Origin of the sequence: Rhodococcus sp. NPDC056743 (genome assembly GCF_042790355.1) — a bacterium.
In the GTDB taxonomy this organism is placed as follows: Bacteria; Actinomycetota; Actinomycetes; order Mycobacteriales; family Mycobacteriaceae; genus Rhodococcus_F.
In genome coordinates this window covers 636,197-653,237 of the sequence record NZ_JBHTZI010000001.1, presented here as the reverse complement: position 1 = coordinate 653,237, position 17,041 = coordinate 636,197, and the positions used below count along the sequence as shown (strand labels likewise).

14 protein-coding genes are annotated in these 17,041 nt (G+C 61.2%); 12 read left to right on the top strand and 2 right to left on the bottom strand.

Going from position 1 to position 17,041, the window contains the following annotated elements:
* Positions 1–68: 68 nt before the first annotated feature.
* From ACFRFQ_RS02845 to ACFRFQ_RS02835, 3 genes are all read left to right on the top strand, one after another.
* Positions 69–1,217 carry a PucR family transcriptional regulator gene (locus ACFRFQ_RS02845; protein ID WP_378652820.1) on the top strand — a complete coding sequence of 383 codons (1,149 nt, stop codon included), beginning with the start codon at positions 69–71 and terminating at the stop codon, positions 1,215–1,217.
* Between the two features lie 797 nt (positions 1,218–2,014).
* The gene (locus ACFRFQ_RS02840) at positions 2,015–2,209 is read left to right on the top strand and encodes a hypothetical protein (RefSeq protein WP_378652818.1); all 195 of its coding nucleotides are present in this window, start codon (positions 2,015–2,017) and stop codon (positions 2,207–2,209) included.
* Positions 2,210–2,633: 424 nt separating this feature from the next.
* On the top strand, positions 2,634–4,094 hold the full coding sequence (locus ACFRFQ_RS02835; RefSeq protein ID WP_378652815.1) for a wax ester/triacylglycerol synthase domain-containing protein: 1,461 nt from the start codon (positions 2,634–2,636) through the stop codon (positions 4,092–4,094).
* Between the two features lie 473 nt (positions 4,095–4,567).
* Here ACFRFQ_RS02835 and ACFRFQ_RS02830 read toward each other — a convergent pair whose 3' ends face one another.
* The gene (locus ACFRFQ_RS02830; RefSeq protein ID WP_378652812.1) at positions 4,568–5,275 is read right to left on the bottom strand and encodes a hypothetical protein; all 708 of its coding nucleotides are present in this window, start codon (positions 5,273–5,275) and stop codon (positions 4,568–4,570) included.
* An 812-nt stretch (positions 5,276–6,087) separates the two neighbouring features.
* On the opposite strand from ACFRFQ_RS02830, the gene ACFRFQ_RS02825 reads away from it, so the two are divergent.
* Complete coding sequence (locus tag ACFRFQ_RS02825; RefSeq protein WP_378652809.1) at positions 6,088–7,341, top strand: NAD(P)/FAD-dependent oxidoreductase; 1,254 nt, start codon at positions 6,088–6,090, stop codon at positions 7,339–7,341.
* Here ACFRFQ_RS02825 and ACFRFQ_RS02820 read toward each other — a convergent pair.
* The gene (locus ACFRFQ_RS02820) at positions 7,307–8,710 is read right to left on the bottom strand and encodes an amino acid permease (protein ID WP_378652806.1); all 1,404 of its coding nucleotides are present in this window, start codon (positions 8,708–8,710) and stop codon (positions 7,307–7,309) included. The genes ACFRFQ_RS02825 and ACFRFQ_RS02820 overlap by 35 nt on opposite strands.
* A 199-nt stretch (positions 8,711–8,909) precedes the next feature.
* Here ACFRFQ_RS02820 and ACFRFQ_RS02815 point away from each other — a divergent pair, with 199 nt between their 5' ends.
* From ACFRFQ_RS02815 to ACFRFQ_RS02780, 8 genes are all read left to right on the top strand, one after another.
* Positions 8,910–9,377 carry an SRPBCC family protein gene (locus ACFRFQ_RS02815; protein ID WP_378652803.1) on the top strand — a complete coding sequence of 156 codons (468 nt, stop codon included), beginning with the start codon at positions 8,910–8,912 and terminating at the stop codon, positions 9,375–9,377.
* 35 nt (positions 9,378–9,412) lie between these two features.
* Positions 9,413–9,859: a hypothetical protein gene (locus tag ACFRFQ_RS02810; protein WP_378653522.1), complete on the top strand. Its 447-nt coding sequence runs from the start codon at positions 9,413–9,415 to the stop codon at positions 9,857–9,859.
* Complete coding sequence (locus ACFRFQ_RS02805; RefSeq protein WP_378652800.1) at positions 9,849–10,856, top strand: MerR family DNA-binding transcriptional regulator; 1,008 nt, start codon at positions 9,849–9,851, stop codon at positions 10,854–10,856. Before ACFRFQ_RS02810 ends, ACFRFQ_RS02805 begins: the two co-directional genes overlap by 11 nt.
* Positions 10,857–10,873: 17 nt before the next feature.
* Positions 10,874–11,380 carry a hypothetical protein gene (locus tag ACFRFQ_RS02800; protein ID WP_378652797.1) on the top strand — a complete coding sequence of 169 codons (507 nt, stop codon included), beginning with the start codon at positions 10,874–10,876 and terminating at the stop codon, positions 11,378–11,380.
* A gap of 146 nt (positions 11,381–11,526) precedes the next feature.
* Positions 11,527–12,240 carry a phosphatidylserine decarboxylase gene (locus ACFRFQ_RS02795; RefSeq protein ID WP_138869865.1) on the top strand — a complete coding sequence of 238 codons (714 nt, stop codon included), beginning with the start codon at positions 11,527–11,529 and terminating at the stop codon, positions 12,238–12,240.
* A 56-nt stretch (positions 12,241–12,296) separates the two neighbouring features.
* Complete coding sequence (locus ACFRFQ_RS02790; RefSeq protein WP_378653521.1) at positions 12,297–13,133, top strand: CDP-alcohol phosphatidyltransferase family protein; 837 nt, start codon at positions 12,297–12,299, stop codon at positions 13,131–13,133.
* A 21-nt stretch (positions 13,134–13,154) separates the two neighbouring features.
* Positions 13,155–15,341, top strand: coding sequence for an AAA family ATPase (locus ACFRFQ_RS02785; protein WP_378652794.1), 2,187 nt, complete (start codon positions 13,155–13,157; stop codon positions 15,339–15,341).
* Positions 15,342–15,350: 9 nt separating this feature from the next.
* The gene (locus tag ACFRFQ_RS02780; RefSeq protein ID WP_378652792.1) at positions 15,351–16,973 is read left to right on the top strand and encodes an amidohydrolase; all 1,623 of its coding nucleotides are present in this window, start codon (positions 15,351–15,353) and stop codon (positions 16,971–16,973) included.
* Positions 16,974–17,041 lie beyond the last annotated feature (68 nt).

Here is a 17,041-nt window from a genome sequence, read left to right as displayed (position 1 = left end):
CCAGCCTATAGTTGCAACCGCCGACCGTCGCACCACACGAAACGAACCGGCTCAGTAGGCTCAGCCTCATGGACCTGCGCGACGACGATCTCTTCACCGTCGCGGGATCCTTGGCGGAATTGCTCGGAGCTCCCGTCACGATCGAGGACGAGAACTCGACCGTCCTGGCGTACTCCGGCGGCGAACAAGCAGTGGACGAGGCTCGGATCGGCACCATCCTCGGCCGTCAGGTGCCCAGCCGGATACGTGAACTGCTCTCACATGCAGGTGTTTTCGAGCGCCTGCATCGCGAGACGGACCCTATCTACGTCGACCTCGCCGACCCGGCCATCACTCCCCGACTCGTCATCGCGGTGCGGGACAACAACATTGCCGTCGGCTCGATCTGGGTGGCACTGTCCGGACAGCCGACACCGACTCAAGAATCGACACTGCGCGCTGCGGTAGCCGTGGTTGCGGAGCACATCGCGTCCGAGCGCGACCGGATCAACAGCACAAGACGACGGCAGACCGAGCGAGTCAAAGCACTGATCGGCGGCGGGGAGCAGGCATTCCGTGCTGCCGAGGACCTGCGACTGCACGGACCGCTGACCGTTGTAGCTGTCGGCGCGACAACCGGGTTCATGCCGAGCACTGTGGCTGCGTCGTTGGGCCTGTATCTCGACACTCTTGCCGTCGACGCCGTTGTCGCGCAGTTGGTCGACTCGACGTATCTTGTTGTCGCCGCTGACGAAGCAAACACCCGCCGGTTGCTGGAGGACTTTCTCGGCCGGGCCCGAGAACGGGCACAACTTGCCGTTGCCGTGGGTCGCACCGTGAAATCCGCCAGCGAATGCCATCTGTCGCGCGCCGACGCCGACCACGTCCTGGGCGCGCTGCGGCACAACCAGTCCGGCGGGATTGTCGCGGGAATGAAAGACACCTTGGCGTCGGTGCTGGCGTTGCATGTAGCTGACATTTTCGACGGACTGGGCGACGCCACACCGCTGGGCGCCTTGGAAGACCACGATCGCCGGCACGGCAGCGAACTCGTCGCCACAGCACGCACCTTCCTCGACAAGGGCGGGGATGTCGCGAATTCCTCCGCGGCACTGCACGTTCACCCCAATACCCTCCGAAACCGCCTACGCCGATGCAAAGACATGTGCGGGGTCGACCTGACCGACGCGGAGACTCGCCTGATCCTAATGCTTCAGTTCAAACTGCGAACCTCCTGAGCGGACGAGGAAGATATCGGAGAACCGCCGATGCTGCACTGTTTTGGCGAATTTTCGATCAAATATCCGACTAAAGTATTAACAATCCATCCACCAAAAGTACTAATTAATGACCGTCAACGTTGAAATCAGCAATTCGACAATCATCAAGTTGCCAATCTAGTTAGCCTTCCGCAAGATATCCATGCGACAGCCAAAAGAGGCATTTTTGGACGCCTGACCAGCGAGAATGGAACACGTTTCAGTTAGTTCTACAAATTCCTGGTCAAAGTGGACTTGCTCGAGCTAACCTCATCTCGTCACGCCACATAAAGCCTTTAGGAGGCGCTGCAGAGTCTCGGCGACACGATCGCGAGGTTCCGTGAACCACTCAAAGTTGCTGTTTGTGGACCGCATCTGCAAAACCCGTGCAGTTGTGCACATGCATTTTCAAGATATATCGAAAGGGTGGAAATCTGTATGAGCGTAATGTTCCTTCAGGCAACAGCTGCACTGTTCACAGGCTTACTGGACAATGTATTTTGGGGATCTTTTGAGCCTGGCGTTGCTGGCATCACGGGCTCGCTAGCCGGATCAATCGAAACCAATTCATCGCAACCCTGAGCTCTTTCAGAACATTGTCCAACGACAGGAGTAAATGATGGATTTAGGATCAATGGTGCCTTACCTTAAGGAACCTTTCATACAGCAGCTCGTTGCAACGATCATCACTTTCGGTTCCGTACAGTCGATTGACTTCGACTGGCAGCCGATCCCGTAACTATTTTTTACAACAATCCTAAGGAGCGCGAAATATAGTGGATACCGCAAGCCTTATCGACGCCGTCACGAGCATCGATTCACAGTCATTGCTTCCCCCGTTCGTTTATGTGCAGAAGATAGTTGACGGCATCTTCAGCGCCATCTCTGCGTTCATCAACCTGGGCGCTAGCGGCTCCGCAGGTGTTGGCGGAAGCATCCAGACCGCCCTCGGCTCGACCGTCGCCCCGTAATCGGGAGAGGAGGCAACAATGTTCGATCTGTCTATGAGCTACCTGTCAGACCTGGTTGGATTCGGCTCTATCGACCTGGTGGGGACGATTGCGAAGTACCTCGACACCCTGTCCTCATACACTAAGCCCACGCCGTAAGGAAAGGTGATTTACGATGATTCAACGATATCTCACAGGATTGATCACGTGGGCCACTGCGACTATAGGGTTGACCGGCGCTGGAAGTAAGATTCTACAAAAGCCCAACTAAAGTCCGGGGTGCACCGGCTTTCTCGATTTGCTCTTCCGCAAATCGGAACCCTGATCTGTCTCCGAACTCTGATGATCCCCGAGGCTCCAATTAGCCTCGGGGATCATCTGGTTTCCAAGCACGATCGTTCCGACGCTCAGAACTTGACCCAGCACCGCCCTGTGAGGAGTTGACATGAGACTACCCAACCTACTGGATATGGGTATCGCGCAGGTGAATCCGCGTGACGCCGAATTCATCTACTACGAGGCTGACGGGCACCCGAACCATCTGATCGGCGTGTACTTCTTCGAGACCTCTCAACACCCAGCCGCAGAATTCACACACGCGCAAGCCGTCGAGTGGGTCACCGCCCGACTCGGACACAATCGCATGTTCACACACCGAGTCCAGCGCACGCCGCTGGGGCTTGGCCACCCCTACTGGGTCCCGGACTCAGACCTGGATGTTCGCGACCACTTGCGAGTCACCAAAATTGCCGAGCCAGGCTGGGCTCCTTTCCAGAAACAGCTCAGCGAGCTACTGACGTCGCACATGGATCTCAGCCGTCCTCCCTGGGAGATGCACTTCTTCACCGGAATCGAAGGGCTCGACGCACTACCTGGCCGGCTAACAGCAGTGGTTCTCAAGTCTCATCACAGCGGGGCCGACGGAATTGCCATCCGAATGCTGGGTGAAGCCATTTTCTCGGATACTCTGCGGCCGAGAGGGTTCGAGAGGAAAGTGCCTCTCCTGAAGGGACGCCTATTCGCTCGTTCGGTACTGGAATTTCCTGGACGCCTCTTCCAGTTCGCCAAGAGCATTCCCCGCAATCGAGCTGCGGTCCGAGCTGCAGACCAGGCCAAGGCTGCCGGAAAATGGGCCGAAGGACTCCACGAGAGTTCCGGAATTCGATTCAACGGCAAGGTGAGCGGGTCTGCGTTAGTGGAGCCGATCACGCTCTCGGGCGCTGAGGTTCGGTACGTAAAGAATTCAGTTCCTGGGGCGACTGTCAACGATGTTCTTCTGGCAGTCGTGGGTTGTGCACTTGCGCGATATCTGACGGAAAAGGGCGAAGAGCATCAAGCTTCTCTGTTCTCGATGGTTCCGCGGTCCATGCGCAAGCAAGAGGAGTGGGAGTCCGCAAACCAATTGGTGAGTTTGTCAGTTGACATGCACACCAAGGTCGAAGACCCACTGGAACGGCTGGCGCTCATTGCGGAGTCGGCGCGCTCGGAAAAGACCCGCACGTCCCACATCGAGGTACGCCGAATGAGCACTGCGGTGGAGACCTTGCCCCCGCTGATAATGCGATTGTTGGCGTACTCACGGCGACTCTACGATTACAATCTGGATCGGCCACGGTATCAACACACCATGGTGAGCAACATTCCACTATCTGTCGAGGGCCTGACTCTGAACGGGGCACCCGGCGTTGCTGTGCTCGCCAATCAAGCACCAGTCCACGGTGATGGATTGCGTCATTTCATGGTGGCAGCGGTTGGCGGCGGGCTGACACTGAATGTTATTGCGGATGCCGCAATGATGCCGGACCTAGGACACTATCTGGAGTTGCTTCGCGCCAGTTTCGAGGAACTCAAGGAAGCAGCCAACAGTCGTGTGTTGCAAAGTGACTCCGCCGAGATCGCGTCCTGAAACCGTCTCTGTCTAGATCTACTGGCCCGGCTCATCATTTTGATGAGCCGGGCCCTTTATTGTATTTGGCATTTCCGCACATACCCGCCTCCGGATGGCGGGATGCACCTCCTGACACAAGCCTGTGCACTTACGCACGCAAGCTGCGTGGTCCGTCAGCCCAGGCCGCGCGAACAGATCACCGGTGAATACCTCAGGTGCGATATGTAATTCGCGGCCGTTCGAACTACGACCTTGGCGTAGCGCGTAGCGGTCGCCCTGACCTTCATCCAAACGATCAGCTTCCAGATGCGGCCGCTCCGAACAGAATCAATAGATACCTTCAAAGTTGTTATTCGATCTGCATTGGCAAATCCGACCCGCGCAAAACAGCGCTGCCTGTGTGGATCTAGTACAGGCAGCGCTGTTAGTTCAAACATCACCTGGCCGTCACTATAAAAGCACTTTCCAAGGTGACCCGATATCCGGCCTGATTACGGGTGCAGCTGGCCTGCACCCGCATTGAGTGCCGAAGTCGGCGAGTCGGCAGGGATGCAGGAGGTGGGCACAGAGACTGTCCCACCGAGGGGCCCGGTGGCCTTCGACTGGAAACGGAAGCCGTTGTTCGCAAAATTCCCGTAGGTGCCTGCGGCGCCCTGGGTGTCGAGCTTGACATCCAGATTAGGGCTCTTGGTAGTGAACGAAACCGCCGGTACTTGGTATGACGTCGACGTGCCAATCGACCCTGAACCTGTCAGGACCAACTGCGATCCGGTATCGGAGAGAGTGAATGAGCCCGCACTAGTGGAGCCGCTTCCACTCACGATTGCGGCCGAGCCTGCCTTGAAGGTCGCCGGATCGTAGCGATACACGACTCGTACCTGTTCGATACCGGAGAATGTGTAGCCGAAGTAGGTCGTGGCCGGAGGCGTCGTCGCGACACCCGGCTGAATCTTCCAGGTGTTATCCCCGGGAGCAGCTGCCAAAGTAAGGTGGTCAGCCTTCAACGATGCTGTAACTACCTCAGCCTGCTCTGTGTACGGAAACGTTGTAAGCTTGCCGAGGCATGACTGCTGGTAGGTCGTCGTAGTCGCACCGACGGAGTTGGCCGACGCCGGCGCACCTGCTGCGAAGATCAGGCCAGCCGAGGCACCCGCTACTGCGAGAGCAGCCACCGTACGTTTTGCCGTTGAAACATGCATATCTTCTACTCCTCATTCCCTTTCGGGATCGGTTGATAGCGTTGATAGCACTTCCTGCCAAAACGCAGTTCGAGAAAAGTCGGACCACTATATTGGCAGCCTCCGCATCACCGGAAAATTCGCGGCGAAGGGGAAGTCTTTGAATTTTCATAGATTTGAAGCCGTACGCAACCGGATAGTTATTGTTTCACTACCAATGCGCGACCACATTCTCGACGAATGGGAATTGGCGATGCAACATCTCTCAGGTAATCCTGTTTCGATTCCGAACTGGTGATGTCCGAACGCGAGAAATCGCCTCCGATCAGTTGATGTAGTAGCGAAAAATTCTCATGATGAGATCATGATTCACACTCCGAGCGACAACTTGGAACAGCTGATTGAAGATTGAAAGCTATTCAAAATTTATCGCTTATGTGATGGTTGTCACCATAGCTTGTCCGAGTAGAACTTGTAACAGTTTTTGACGGAAATCTTTCCGAAAATCTGAAACAGAAAATTCGGCCACTTCGCCAACCTGCGGGAAATTAACACTAAAGGACCAAGATTGAGCGGACCACTAATACTAAAGTAGTAAGAACGAATTCCATTTCGGCGATTATTAATACTTTAGGATTAATCCAAAGGTGCCCATGCCCACACGAACCGGGCTCAGTGCGATTCGCTTCCCCGACGAGGGTTGTGCACATGCACAACACATCCTCCGAAGCTGTGGCCGAACGGCCACTCCTTTCACCCACTCCCCAGCCCATGCTTGAAGCAGACCCGGTGTGACCGGCGTCTCGGATGTCAGCGGAGCAAAGGAGAAGGTCATGGGAACTCGTCAGAGCCCCGATCGTGTGGTCGTGGTCGGCGCAGGCATGGTCGGATTGTCGACGGCCTGGTTCCTGCAAGAACGAGGAGTCGACGTCACCGTCGTCGATCGGGACGGCGTCGCCGCTGACGCAAGCTGGGGAAATGCCGGCTGGCTAGCACCCGCGCTCACCCTTCCACTCCCCGAACCTGCTGTCCTTCAATACGGCCTGCGCGCGATGCTCAGCCCGTCGTCACCGGTGTATGTCCCACTGACGACGGATCTGAAATTGATCCGGTTCCTGGTCGGCTTCGCCCGTCACTGCACGCCGTCGAAGTGGCAGGAAGCAATGTCCGTCTACACGGAAGTGAACCGAACGGCGCTGGGCGCATTCGACGAACTTGCCGACGGTGGCGTCCGGGAGCACACCCGCTTGGCTGATCCGTTCCTCGCTGCGTTTGCCTCGGAGCAGGATCGCCAGACTTTGGTGGACGAGTTCCACCACGTCGAGGCCGCGGGCGGCGAAGTCGATTTCGATCTCCTCGACCACGACGCGATCCACTCGCTCGAGCCGACCCTCGGCCCGGGAGTTAAGGCCGGAATCCGGCTCCGGGGTCAGCGTTTCATCGATCCGCCGCAGTTCGTGAACTCGCTGGCCGATGCCGTCCGTGAGCGCGGCGCAGACATCGTCACCGGATTTGATGTCGCGTCCATCGATGATCGCGCCGGCGGCGTGAGTGTTCGCTCCGCCCGCGGCGATTCACGCACAGCAGATGCCGTCGTCATTTCCAGCGGCGCTCGGTTGAACAAGCTGGCAGCACCGTTCGGTGTTCGCAAGCTGGTGCAGGCGGGACGCGGATACAGCTTCAGCGTCACACCTGATCATCTGCCGAAGAATCCGGTGTACTTCCCCACCCAGCGCGTCGCCTGCACACCGTTGCATGACCGATTCCGGGTCGCCGGAATGATGGAGTTCCGCAGCCCCGACGCCCCACTGGATCCGCGTCGCGTGCAGGCAATCATCGATGCCGCAAAGCCCATGCTCCGCGGCATCGACTGGACTGCGCGTGAAGAGGAATGGGTCGGCTCACGTCCCTGCACCACCGACGGATTGCCCCTGATCGGGGCTACAAAGTCGCCGCGCGTCCATGTCGCAGGTGGTCACGGAATGTGGGGTATCGCGCTGGGTCCGTTGACCGGAAAGATGATGGCGGAGTCCATGACCGCAGGCACGATGCCTACTGTGATGCGCCACTTCGATCCGCTGCGCTGACGGCGGGTTTCACCCACTTGTAGTACGCGCCGGCCAGCAGGACCAGCCACACTGCCCCGGCCGCCAGCGCAACTCGGGTCTCGGACATGATGCCCAGCAGAATGACAACGAAGGTCAAGAACACGATCGCAAAGATCTGACCGTACGGCCACAGCGGCACTGGAAACTTCAGTGCCGCTGTTTCGTCGGCGCTCATCTGGCGTCGGGAACGGTATTGCGACAGCAGAATCATGACCCACACGAAGATCGTGGCGAAGGTCGCGAGCGACGCGATCACGAGGAAAACCTGATCCGGGATCAGGTAGTTGAGCACCACGCCGACCAACAACGCGACGGTCATGATGACAACTGTCATCCACGGAACTCCGTTGCGCGATACCTTCTTCATGACCTGCGGCGCCTGACCGGCGTGGGACATGCCGAACATCATGCGGCCGGCCCCGAAGACGTCACTGTTGATGGCCGACAGTGCTGCGGTGATGACCACGATGTTGAGTATCGAAGCGGCGGTGCCCAATCCGAGGTTCTCGAAGATCTGCACAAATGGGCTGTTGTCCGAGGTGATGGTCTGCCACGGAATGATGATCATGATGACTGCGAGAGTGCAGACGTAGAACAAAATGATGCGCACCGGAACGGTATTGACCGCTTTCCTGATGGTGCGCGCCGGGTCTTCTGCCTCACCGGCAGTGATTCCGATGATCTCGGTACCGCCGAACGCGAACATGACGATGGCGAAGCACGCCAGGAACCCGCCGATACCGGTAGCGAAGAACCCGCCGTCTGACCACAGGTTGCTCAGGCCCGTGTCGGTCTCGTGGACACCGAAGCCGAACACGATGATGGCGATACCACCTGCAATCATGGCGATAATTGCGGTGATCTTGACGAGCGTGAACCAGAATTCGAGCTCACCGAACACCTTGACGCTCAAGAGGTTCAACGCGCCGATGAAGAAGACGACTGCCAGAACCCAGATCCAGCGCGGCACGTCCGGGAACCAGAACTGCATGTACAGACCGAACGCGGTGACGTCGGCAAGACAGACGATCACCATCTCGAACGTGTACGTCCACCCCGTCATGAATCCGGCGAGCGGCCCCAGATGCTGGTTGGCGTATTCACTGAACGAACCGGAAACGGGGTTTCGCACGGCCATCTCACCGAGAGCGCGCAGCACGAGGTACACCGCTAGGCCGCCGATCAGATAGGCCAGCAGAACCGACGGCCCGGCCCGCTTGATCGCTTCGGCACTGCCGTAGAAGAGTCCCGTTCCGATTGCCGATCCCAGAGCAATGAAACGAATGTGCCGCGCCGTCAGCCCCCTCTTGAGTCCGGCCCGTTTCTCGGGCAAGGCGTCGGTGTTCACTCGGTACTCCAGTCGGGTGGCAGACAATGCATGCGCGGTTTCGCGCGCCGTCTATTGTCCGCTACCGTCCGCCGGCCTCCCGCTCACCCCTGCGACCTGGCCGTAAGGTGACCTGAGGCACATCGGGTATTGACGTATCGCGTACCGTCGGCAAAAGTGTTTGTAACTCGTCGTATCATCAAATTGACTGGAGAAGCCGTTGTCCAACACCCTCGAAGCCAGCATCGACATCAACGCATCCCCGCAGGATGTGTGGGCAATCGTCGCCGACCTCCAGCGGATGGGCGAATGGAGCCCCCAGTGCAAGAAGATGAAGGTCATCGGCGGCACTGTCCGTGAGGGCGCCAAGACCGTGAACATCAACCGCAAGGGCCTGCTCGTCTGGCCGACGACGTCGAAGGTTGTTCGGTTCGAGCCCAACAAGTCCGTCGCCTTCCGCATCGCCGAGAACCGCACGATCTGGTCGTACAACCTCGAAGCGACCGAAACCGGAACCAAGCTCACCGAGCGTCGTGAAGCTCCCACCGGAACATCACAGGTCTCGCAGTTCCTGGTCAAGACCGTTTTCGGTGGTAATGACAGCTTCGAGGTCGAACTCGTCAAGGGCATGAACGCCACTCTCAACCGTGTGAAGAAGGAAGCGGAAGCAGCCAGCGTTCTCGCTTGACCCTCGACCAGGTCGAGGCTTCAGGATCTTCGTTCATGGATCCCGTGATGAACCGAATAATGCAGGCACAGGAATTGGCGAGCTCCGGCGATCGGGCCGGGGCTCGCTCTGCATTCGAGAACGTGTGGCGTGACGTCGGCACTGATCCGCTGCACGTGGTCACCCTCGCGCACTACATGGCCGACGTTCAAGACGATCCCGCCGACGAGCTTGCGTGGGATCTACGCGCGCTCGAGGCGGCTGATTCACTGACCGATGCGCGAGCGCAGAAACACCATGCGTCGTTGCAGGTTGCCGGTTTCTACCCTTCGCTGCATCTCAACCTCGCCGCCGACTACAAGAAGCTCGGCCGGGACGCCGAGGCCCACCTGCATCTCACACAAGCACAAAACGCTGTGGGAGCCCTCGGCGACGACGAGTACGGCCACATGATCCGCGGTGGTATCGAACGACTGCGGGCAGAATTGACTCGTGACCACTAGCCCAGCGCTCCTGACGATCGGTGAGATGGCGAGGGCGTCGGCGCTACCGATCAGCGCGCTGCGGTTCTACGACAAGGAAGGCGTGCTTGTTCCGCACTCCGTCGACCCGCACACCGGTTATCGCTGGTACACCGACAACCAACTCCGCGACGCACGACTGATCGCGGGCATGCGTCGCGTCGGCGTCCCGGTTCGGGAGATGACAGCAGTCCTGACCGGTCCGGACCCACACTCCAGGTTGGACGCACACCTACGCAATCTCGAAGACGGACTCGCTGACGCCCGCGCCGAACTCGACCGAATCCATCGGCTCATCGATTCCCGGCCGACCACGACTGGCGTCGACCTCGATTCCTGGGATGTACGACGCGCACTCGACGCCGTGCTTTTTGCGGTGAACGAGGACTCGGAGTTCCCGATCCTGCGCGGCGTCCACATCGACATTCATGACGGCGTCGCGGCGTTTGTGACCACCGATCGATACCGTCTCGCGGTCGCAGAAGTGCGCGTGCGCGCCGCCCTGACTGTCTCGGCGGTCGTGCCACTCGCCTTTGCCCGACTGATCCGAGACATCGCCGGCGTCGTGACACTCACCTTCTCCACCCGCACAGTGACCGCGTCGTACCCAGGCGGTCAGGTGTCGAGCCCGCTCATCGAGGACGGCGAGTTCCCGGATCACCGGATCCTTCGCGAACACTGTCACGCAGCCGAATTGAGCGGCGACAAACTCGCCGCCCTACTCAACGGCACCGCCAGTACAGCCGTTGTCAGCGTCGACGCCGGCGGTGACACTCGGGTCGATCCGGCAGGGATAGTTCCCGACGAGCAATTCCGGGTGCTGGTCGATCGCCAGCGACTGCGCGAAGCCGCAGCAGCTCAACCCGGTCGGGCACTGGTGATTCGGGCAAGCGGCGCGGCGCTCCCCCTCGCTGTCCGCACCGCCGATCACGCCGGGTACTTCTCGTACTTGATGCCGATTCGGGCTGCACCGACGTAGTAATAGAGTTGCCCTCGATGAAAGCAATGTCGCGGACAGTGTTGTGGCTCGCGTTCGGCATATTTGCCATTGCCTGGATGTGGGTGGCAGCAACAGCAGGCGATGAGATTCCCGGCCAGTTCGGCTCGTCCGGCGCGGTAACCCGGTGGGATTCGAAGTGGTCGTTCCTCGGCCCGATCGGTGGAATCGGTATCGGCTTCACCCTGGCGGCCGCAGCGGCGAGGGTCCTGATCACGCGCGTTCCCCGGCACGCGATCAACCTCCCGAACCAGAACGCGCATCGGTACTGGACGGACCCTGTCAACCGCGCGGAGTTCGATCGAAGAATTTCCGAAGACCTCGAATGGCTCGGAGCTGCCACCGCACTGTTACTCGCCGCGGTGACTGCGGTCGCGGGCACGGTCACGACTGATTCCGTCAGCGTGTGGTTACTCGCCGTTCCGACCGCTCTTTATCTGATCGGTGTGCTCGGCTACTGCGGCTCCATGATCTGGGGCGGACGCTATCGGGTACCGCAGAGATGAGTGCCCGGATACTGTGTCCTGTGCGACTAGCACGTAGGGACTCAGCAGGGCATCACCGAGGCGGTCCTGACGTAATCTAGTGGTGCACGACGCCCCGTACTGTCAGTGCGGCCAGCAGTAAACCGACCGAGTAGTTAGAGGAGCCTGTGGCACGCCGACCCACACCCCCCGGAACCCCGCAACCCACCGGGATCGGACATATCGTCGATCTGGTTCGTCATGCGATTCCGCCGCTTCATCCCGCCGGCCTGCCGTTTGTGCTCGCTCCGCTGGGTGTTGCTGCCCTGGGCCGCAACCGCAAGTGGGTGCGTCGCGCCGGTTTGGCGTCCGCCGCTGCATGCGCCACGTTCTTCCGTCACCCCCATCGGGTGCCGCCGAACCGCATCGGCGTCGTCGTAGCGCCGGCTGACGGTGAGGTCGCGTTGGTCGACAATGCAGTCCCGCCGGCCGAGCTGAATCTGGGCAGCGAACCCCGCCCCCGGGTGAGCATCTTCCTGTCGGTTCTGGACGTACACGTCCAGCGCGCTCCCGTCGGGGGCACCGTCAAAACGGTTGTTCATCAGCCCGGCAAGTTTCTCTCCGCAGACCTTGCCGATGCCAGCGAGGTCAACGAGCGCAACAGCATGCTCATCGAGACCGCAACCGGACACGACGTCGCCGTCGTACAGATCGCCGGCCTGCTCGCGCGTCGTATCGTCTGCTACGCGGGTGTCGGCGACGCTCTCCCCATCGGTGACACCTACGGGCTGATCCGATTCGGCTCACGCGTCGACACGTACTTCCCGGCCGGAACGACCTTGCTGGTCGAACCCGGTCAGCGCACAATCGGTGCTGAAACCGTCATCGCGCAACTACCGTGAAGACACCGAGAATGAAGCCAGCCGTGAAGAGACCGGTGGTGACAACCAGCCCGGCCATGAAGGTGCCCAAACGCACCCAAGCCGTGCGGTTGTTGCCGTCCGTCATCACCATCCTCGCGTTGTGTGCGGGCCTGTCCGCCGTCAAGTTCGCACTCGACGGAGAGCCGGGCACCTCACTCGCGATGATCGGCGCGGCCGCGGTTCTCGATTCACTCGACGGCCGGATCGCCCGACTTCTCGACGCGACCAGCAAGATCGGTGCCGAGCTCGATTCGCTGTCCGATGCCATCTCGTTCGGCGTTGCCCCCGCGTTGGTCCTGTACGTGACGTTGTTGGACGACACCAACTTCGGCTGGATCATCGCGTTGGTCTACGCCGTGAGCATCGTGCTGCGCTTGGCCCGGTTCAACACCCTCCTCGACGAAGACGACGTGCCTGCGTACGCCCGCGAGTACTTCGTCGGAGTGCCCGCCCCCGCTGGCGCCCTGATCGCCCTCACTCCCCTGGCCGCAACCATCCAGTGGGGCGACGGGTGGTGGTCCTCGCAGGTAGTTGTTGTCGTGTGGATGTTGTTCTCCGCAGCTCTGATCGTCAGCCGCATCCCGACCCTGGCCATGAAATCGGTATCCGTACCGCCGCACATGGCTGCTGCGCTGCTGGTGCTCGTGGCCTTGACCGCAGCCGCACTCATCACCTTCCCGTACGTGCTGCTGATCGTTCTCGTTGCGATCTACCTGGTCCACATTCCCTTTGCCGTCCACTCCAAGCGCTGGGTGGCAGCACGCCCGGAAACGTGGGATATCAAGCCGTCGGAACGTCGGGCGATACGCCGTCAGCCCACAGCCGGCGGACGACGCTCGATGGTGCGCCTCGGCTTACGTCGGCCTCGGTAGGTCAGGACGTAGTCTCGGTATGTGACTTCGCCGGAACTCGCCCTGACTGTCCGACTCAACACCTCCGCCGCAGATTTACGACGCGGTGTTGTGCGCCTGCATCCCGAAGCATTGGCCGCGTTGGGTATCCGTGAGTGGGATGCCATCGCCTTGATGGGAGCCCGCGGAACCGCAGCCGTGGCGGGCCGGGCCCCCACCGGAACACCGGCAGGCACGATCTTGCTGGACGACGTCACGATGTCCAACGTGGGACTCACCGAAAACTCCTCCGTCGTGGTGGGTCCGGTGACGGTGTACGGAGCGCGATCCGTCTCCGTCACCGGTTCCACCATGGCAACCCAGTCCATCAGCCCTACCGTTCTACGTCAGGCACTGCTCGGCAAAGTCGTGAGCGTCGGCGATACCGTCTCGCTTCTGCCCCGCGATCTGGGCCCCGGCACCAGCACTTCCGAAGCCACTCAAGCTCTTTCCCGCACCTTCGGTGTCGCCTGGACGTCGGAACTGCTCACCGTCACGGGCGTCGACCCGGCAGGTGGACCGGTCAGTGTTCAGCCGAATTCGGCGGTGGACTGGGGAACAGCCGCCGCTGTATCTACTGCTGTCTCGGCCTCGGCATCTGCCTCAGTTTCCTCTGCCTCAGTTTCCGCCGAGCCCACCCCTTCCGTTCCCCTCGACCACCTCGTCGGCGCTCAGACGCAGGCCGCCAAACTCACCGAATGGCTCGGCCTGGCGCTCGACGAACCGGAACTACTGCGCACCCTCGGTGCCTCCCCACACCTAGGTGTTCTGATCACCGGACCCGCCGGAGTCGGCAAGGCGACGCTGGCCCGATCGGTTCTCTCGGCGCGAAAGCTCGTGGAACTCGACGGCCCCGGAGTTGGTGCAACCGAACCGAATACCCGCCTCCAGCGCATCGTCGACGCCGTAGCCGCAATGCGCGGCGGCGGAGTCCTCCTGATCAGCGACATCGACGCACTACTGCCCGCCACACCGGAGCCCGTCTCCGCACTGATCCTCGAGCAGCTGCGCAGCGCCGTCGCCACTCCCGGGGTCGCATTCGTGGCGACGTCCGCTCACCCCGAAGCCGTCGACGCCCGCGTGCGCGGTCAAGACCTGTGCGACCGTGAACTCTCCCTGAGCCTGCCCGACGGAGCCACCCGCAAAGCGCTCCTCGAACTGCTGCTCCGCAGAGTTCCCACCGGCACACTCGAACTCGACGCCATCGCCTCCCGTGCTCCCGGCTTCGTGGTTGCCGACCTTGCGGCATTGTGCCGCGAAGCCGCACTGCGAGCGGCGACCAGAGCGTCCAAATCCGCCGAAGCCCCGGAGATTACCCAGGACGACCTCGTCGGAGCCCTCGATGTGATCCGGCCGCTGTCCCGGTCCAGCACCGAAGAACTGTCCATCGGCAGTGTCACTCTCGACGACGTCGGCGACATGGTCGAAACCAAGCAGGCACTCACCGAAGCGGTGCTCTGGCCGCTGCAACATCCCGATTCCTTTGCCCGCCTCGGTGTCGACCCGCCCCGCGGCGTACTCCTCTACGGTCCGCCCGGCTGTGGCAAGACGTATCTTGTTCGCGCGCTTGCCAGCTCGGGCCACTTGAGCGTGCACGCCGTCAAGGGTGCCGAGCTGATGGACAAGTGGGTGGGCGCCTCCGAAAAAGCAGTACGTGAATTGTTCCAGCGCGCCCGCGATTCCGCGCCCTCGCTCATCTTCCTCGACGAAATCGACGCCCTCGCCCCGCGCCGCGGGCAGAGTTCCGACTCCGGGGTGTCGGATCGCGTCGTCGCTGCACTGCTGACGGAGATGGACGGCGTCGAACCGCTGCGCGATGTGGTCGTGCTCGGCGCCACCAACCGTCCCGATCTGATCGACCCCGCACTGCTGCGGCCAGGCAGACTGGAACGCCTGGTGTTTGTCCCGCCGCCGGATGCGGACGCACGCAAGGCAATTCTCAAGGCGTCCGGCAAGTCTGTGCCGCTCGCGGAGGATGTCGACCTCGATGCCCTGGCCGTGGATCTGGAAGGCTACTCGGCAGCCGACTGCTCAGCGCTGTTGCGTGAAGCCGCCCTGGCCGCCATGCGCCGCAGCATGGACGCAGCCGACGTGACCGCCGCCGATGTGGCCACCGCGCGCGAAAAGGTCCGCCCATCACTCGATCCCGAGCAAGTCGCCCACCTGCAGGCGTACGCCGACAACCGCTGAGGACTCACCATGGACGCTGATCTTGTTCTGTACGGCGACATCGTCACCATGCACGAGGACGTTCCGCGCGCGAACGCGCTGGCCGTGACCGGTGGCCGGATCACTGCGATGGGTGAGAAAGCCGAGATCGAGTCGTTCATCGGCGACAGCACCCAGGTAGTAGACCTCGGAACCGCCGCCGTACTACCAGGATTCATCGAACCGCACGGGCATCCGCTGGAAGAGGCCATCGTGCTCGGCCCTGCAGTTGTCGACATCCGCCCCGTCACCATCGCCGACGCGGATACCGTCGTTGCCACCGTCATCGACACCGTCGCCGCCCGCGGTGCGGCCGGCGCTTCCCTCAACGGTTGGGATCCGCTGCTGCAGAAGGGGCTACCCGAACCCACCCTCGCGTGGCTCGACATGATCGCTCCTGATCATCCCCTCGTCATCATGCACAACTCGGGCCACGTCGCCTACTTCAACACTGCCGCCGCAGCACAAGCCGGGATCACCCGAGACACCCCCGATCCGATCGGCGGATCGTACGGCCACGATTCATCGGGGGAACTCGACGGCGCAGCGTACGAGACACCCGCCGTGTTTGCCGTTGCCGGCCATGCGATGACCATCGGGAGCGACTACCCTCAACTGTTGGCCGCCGAGTGCGCCCGGCTCAATGCAGCTGGCATCACCACCGTTGCCGAAATGTCGTTCGACCCACGAATGCGCCCGGCTTTGAAAGCAATTGCCGACGCCGGCGGGCTCACCACCCGGTTCCGTCTCTACGAAATGTCGACGCCGGAACGCACCACCGACGCCACCCCCGGCGAGGGTGATGATCTGGTCAAGCAGATCGGCATCAAGGTCTGGTCCGACGGTTCGCCGTGGGTCGGCAACGTCGCGACCAGTTTCCCGTACCTGGACACCGCAGCTACTCGCGGACTCGGAATCGCCTGCACCCACGGCCATGCCAACTACACCGGCGAACAGATCCACGACATCAGCGCCGCCTACTTCGACAAGGGCTGGCAGATTGCGTGCCACGCCCACGGCGACGACGCGATCACCATGGTGCTCGACGCGTGGGAGCAACTGCTGCAGGAATATCCGCGCAGCGATCACCGTTTGCGCCTCGAACACGTCGGTGCCATGCGTGCGGATCAATTCCGCCGGGCCACTGAAATGGGCGTCACCGTCAGTATCTTCATCGATCACCTCCACTACTGGGGCGACGTGCTGGTCGACGACCTGTTCGGCCCCGAGCACGGCGGAGCTTGGGCGGCAGCAGGTTCCGCCCTTGCCGCCGGGCAACGGTTCACCTTCCACAACGACGGCCCGGTCACCCCGGCCAATCCGCTACGGAACATGCAGGACGCGGTCACGCGGCTCTCGCCCAGTGGCCAGGTGCGTGCGCCGGAGGAACGCATTCCCGTCGACGCCGCCCTGCGCGCTCACACCGTCAATGCCGCCTGGCAACTCTTCAGCGAAGAGAGCATCGGCACAATTTTCCCGGGCGCCTACGCGGATCTTGTTGTGCTCTCGGCAAACCCGCTCGATGTGCTGCCCACCGAATTGGCCGGCATCGAGGTACGCGCCACCATTCTGGAAGGGCGAACGGTGTACGGAGAACTCACAGACATCCGGTAACTACGAGTTCGTCGGCGAAGCTAGCACGGTTTGTGCACAGCGAGCACGGCTTCCCGCAGACCGGAAAG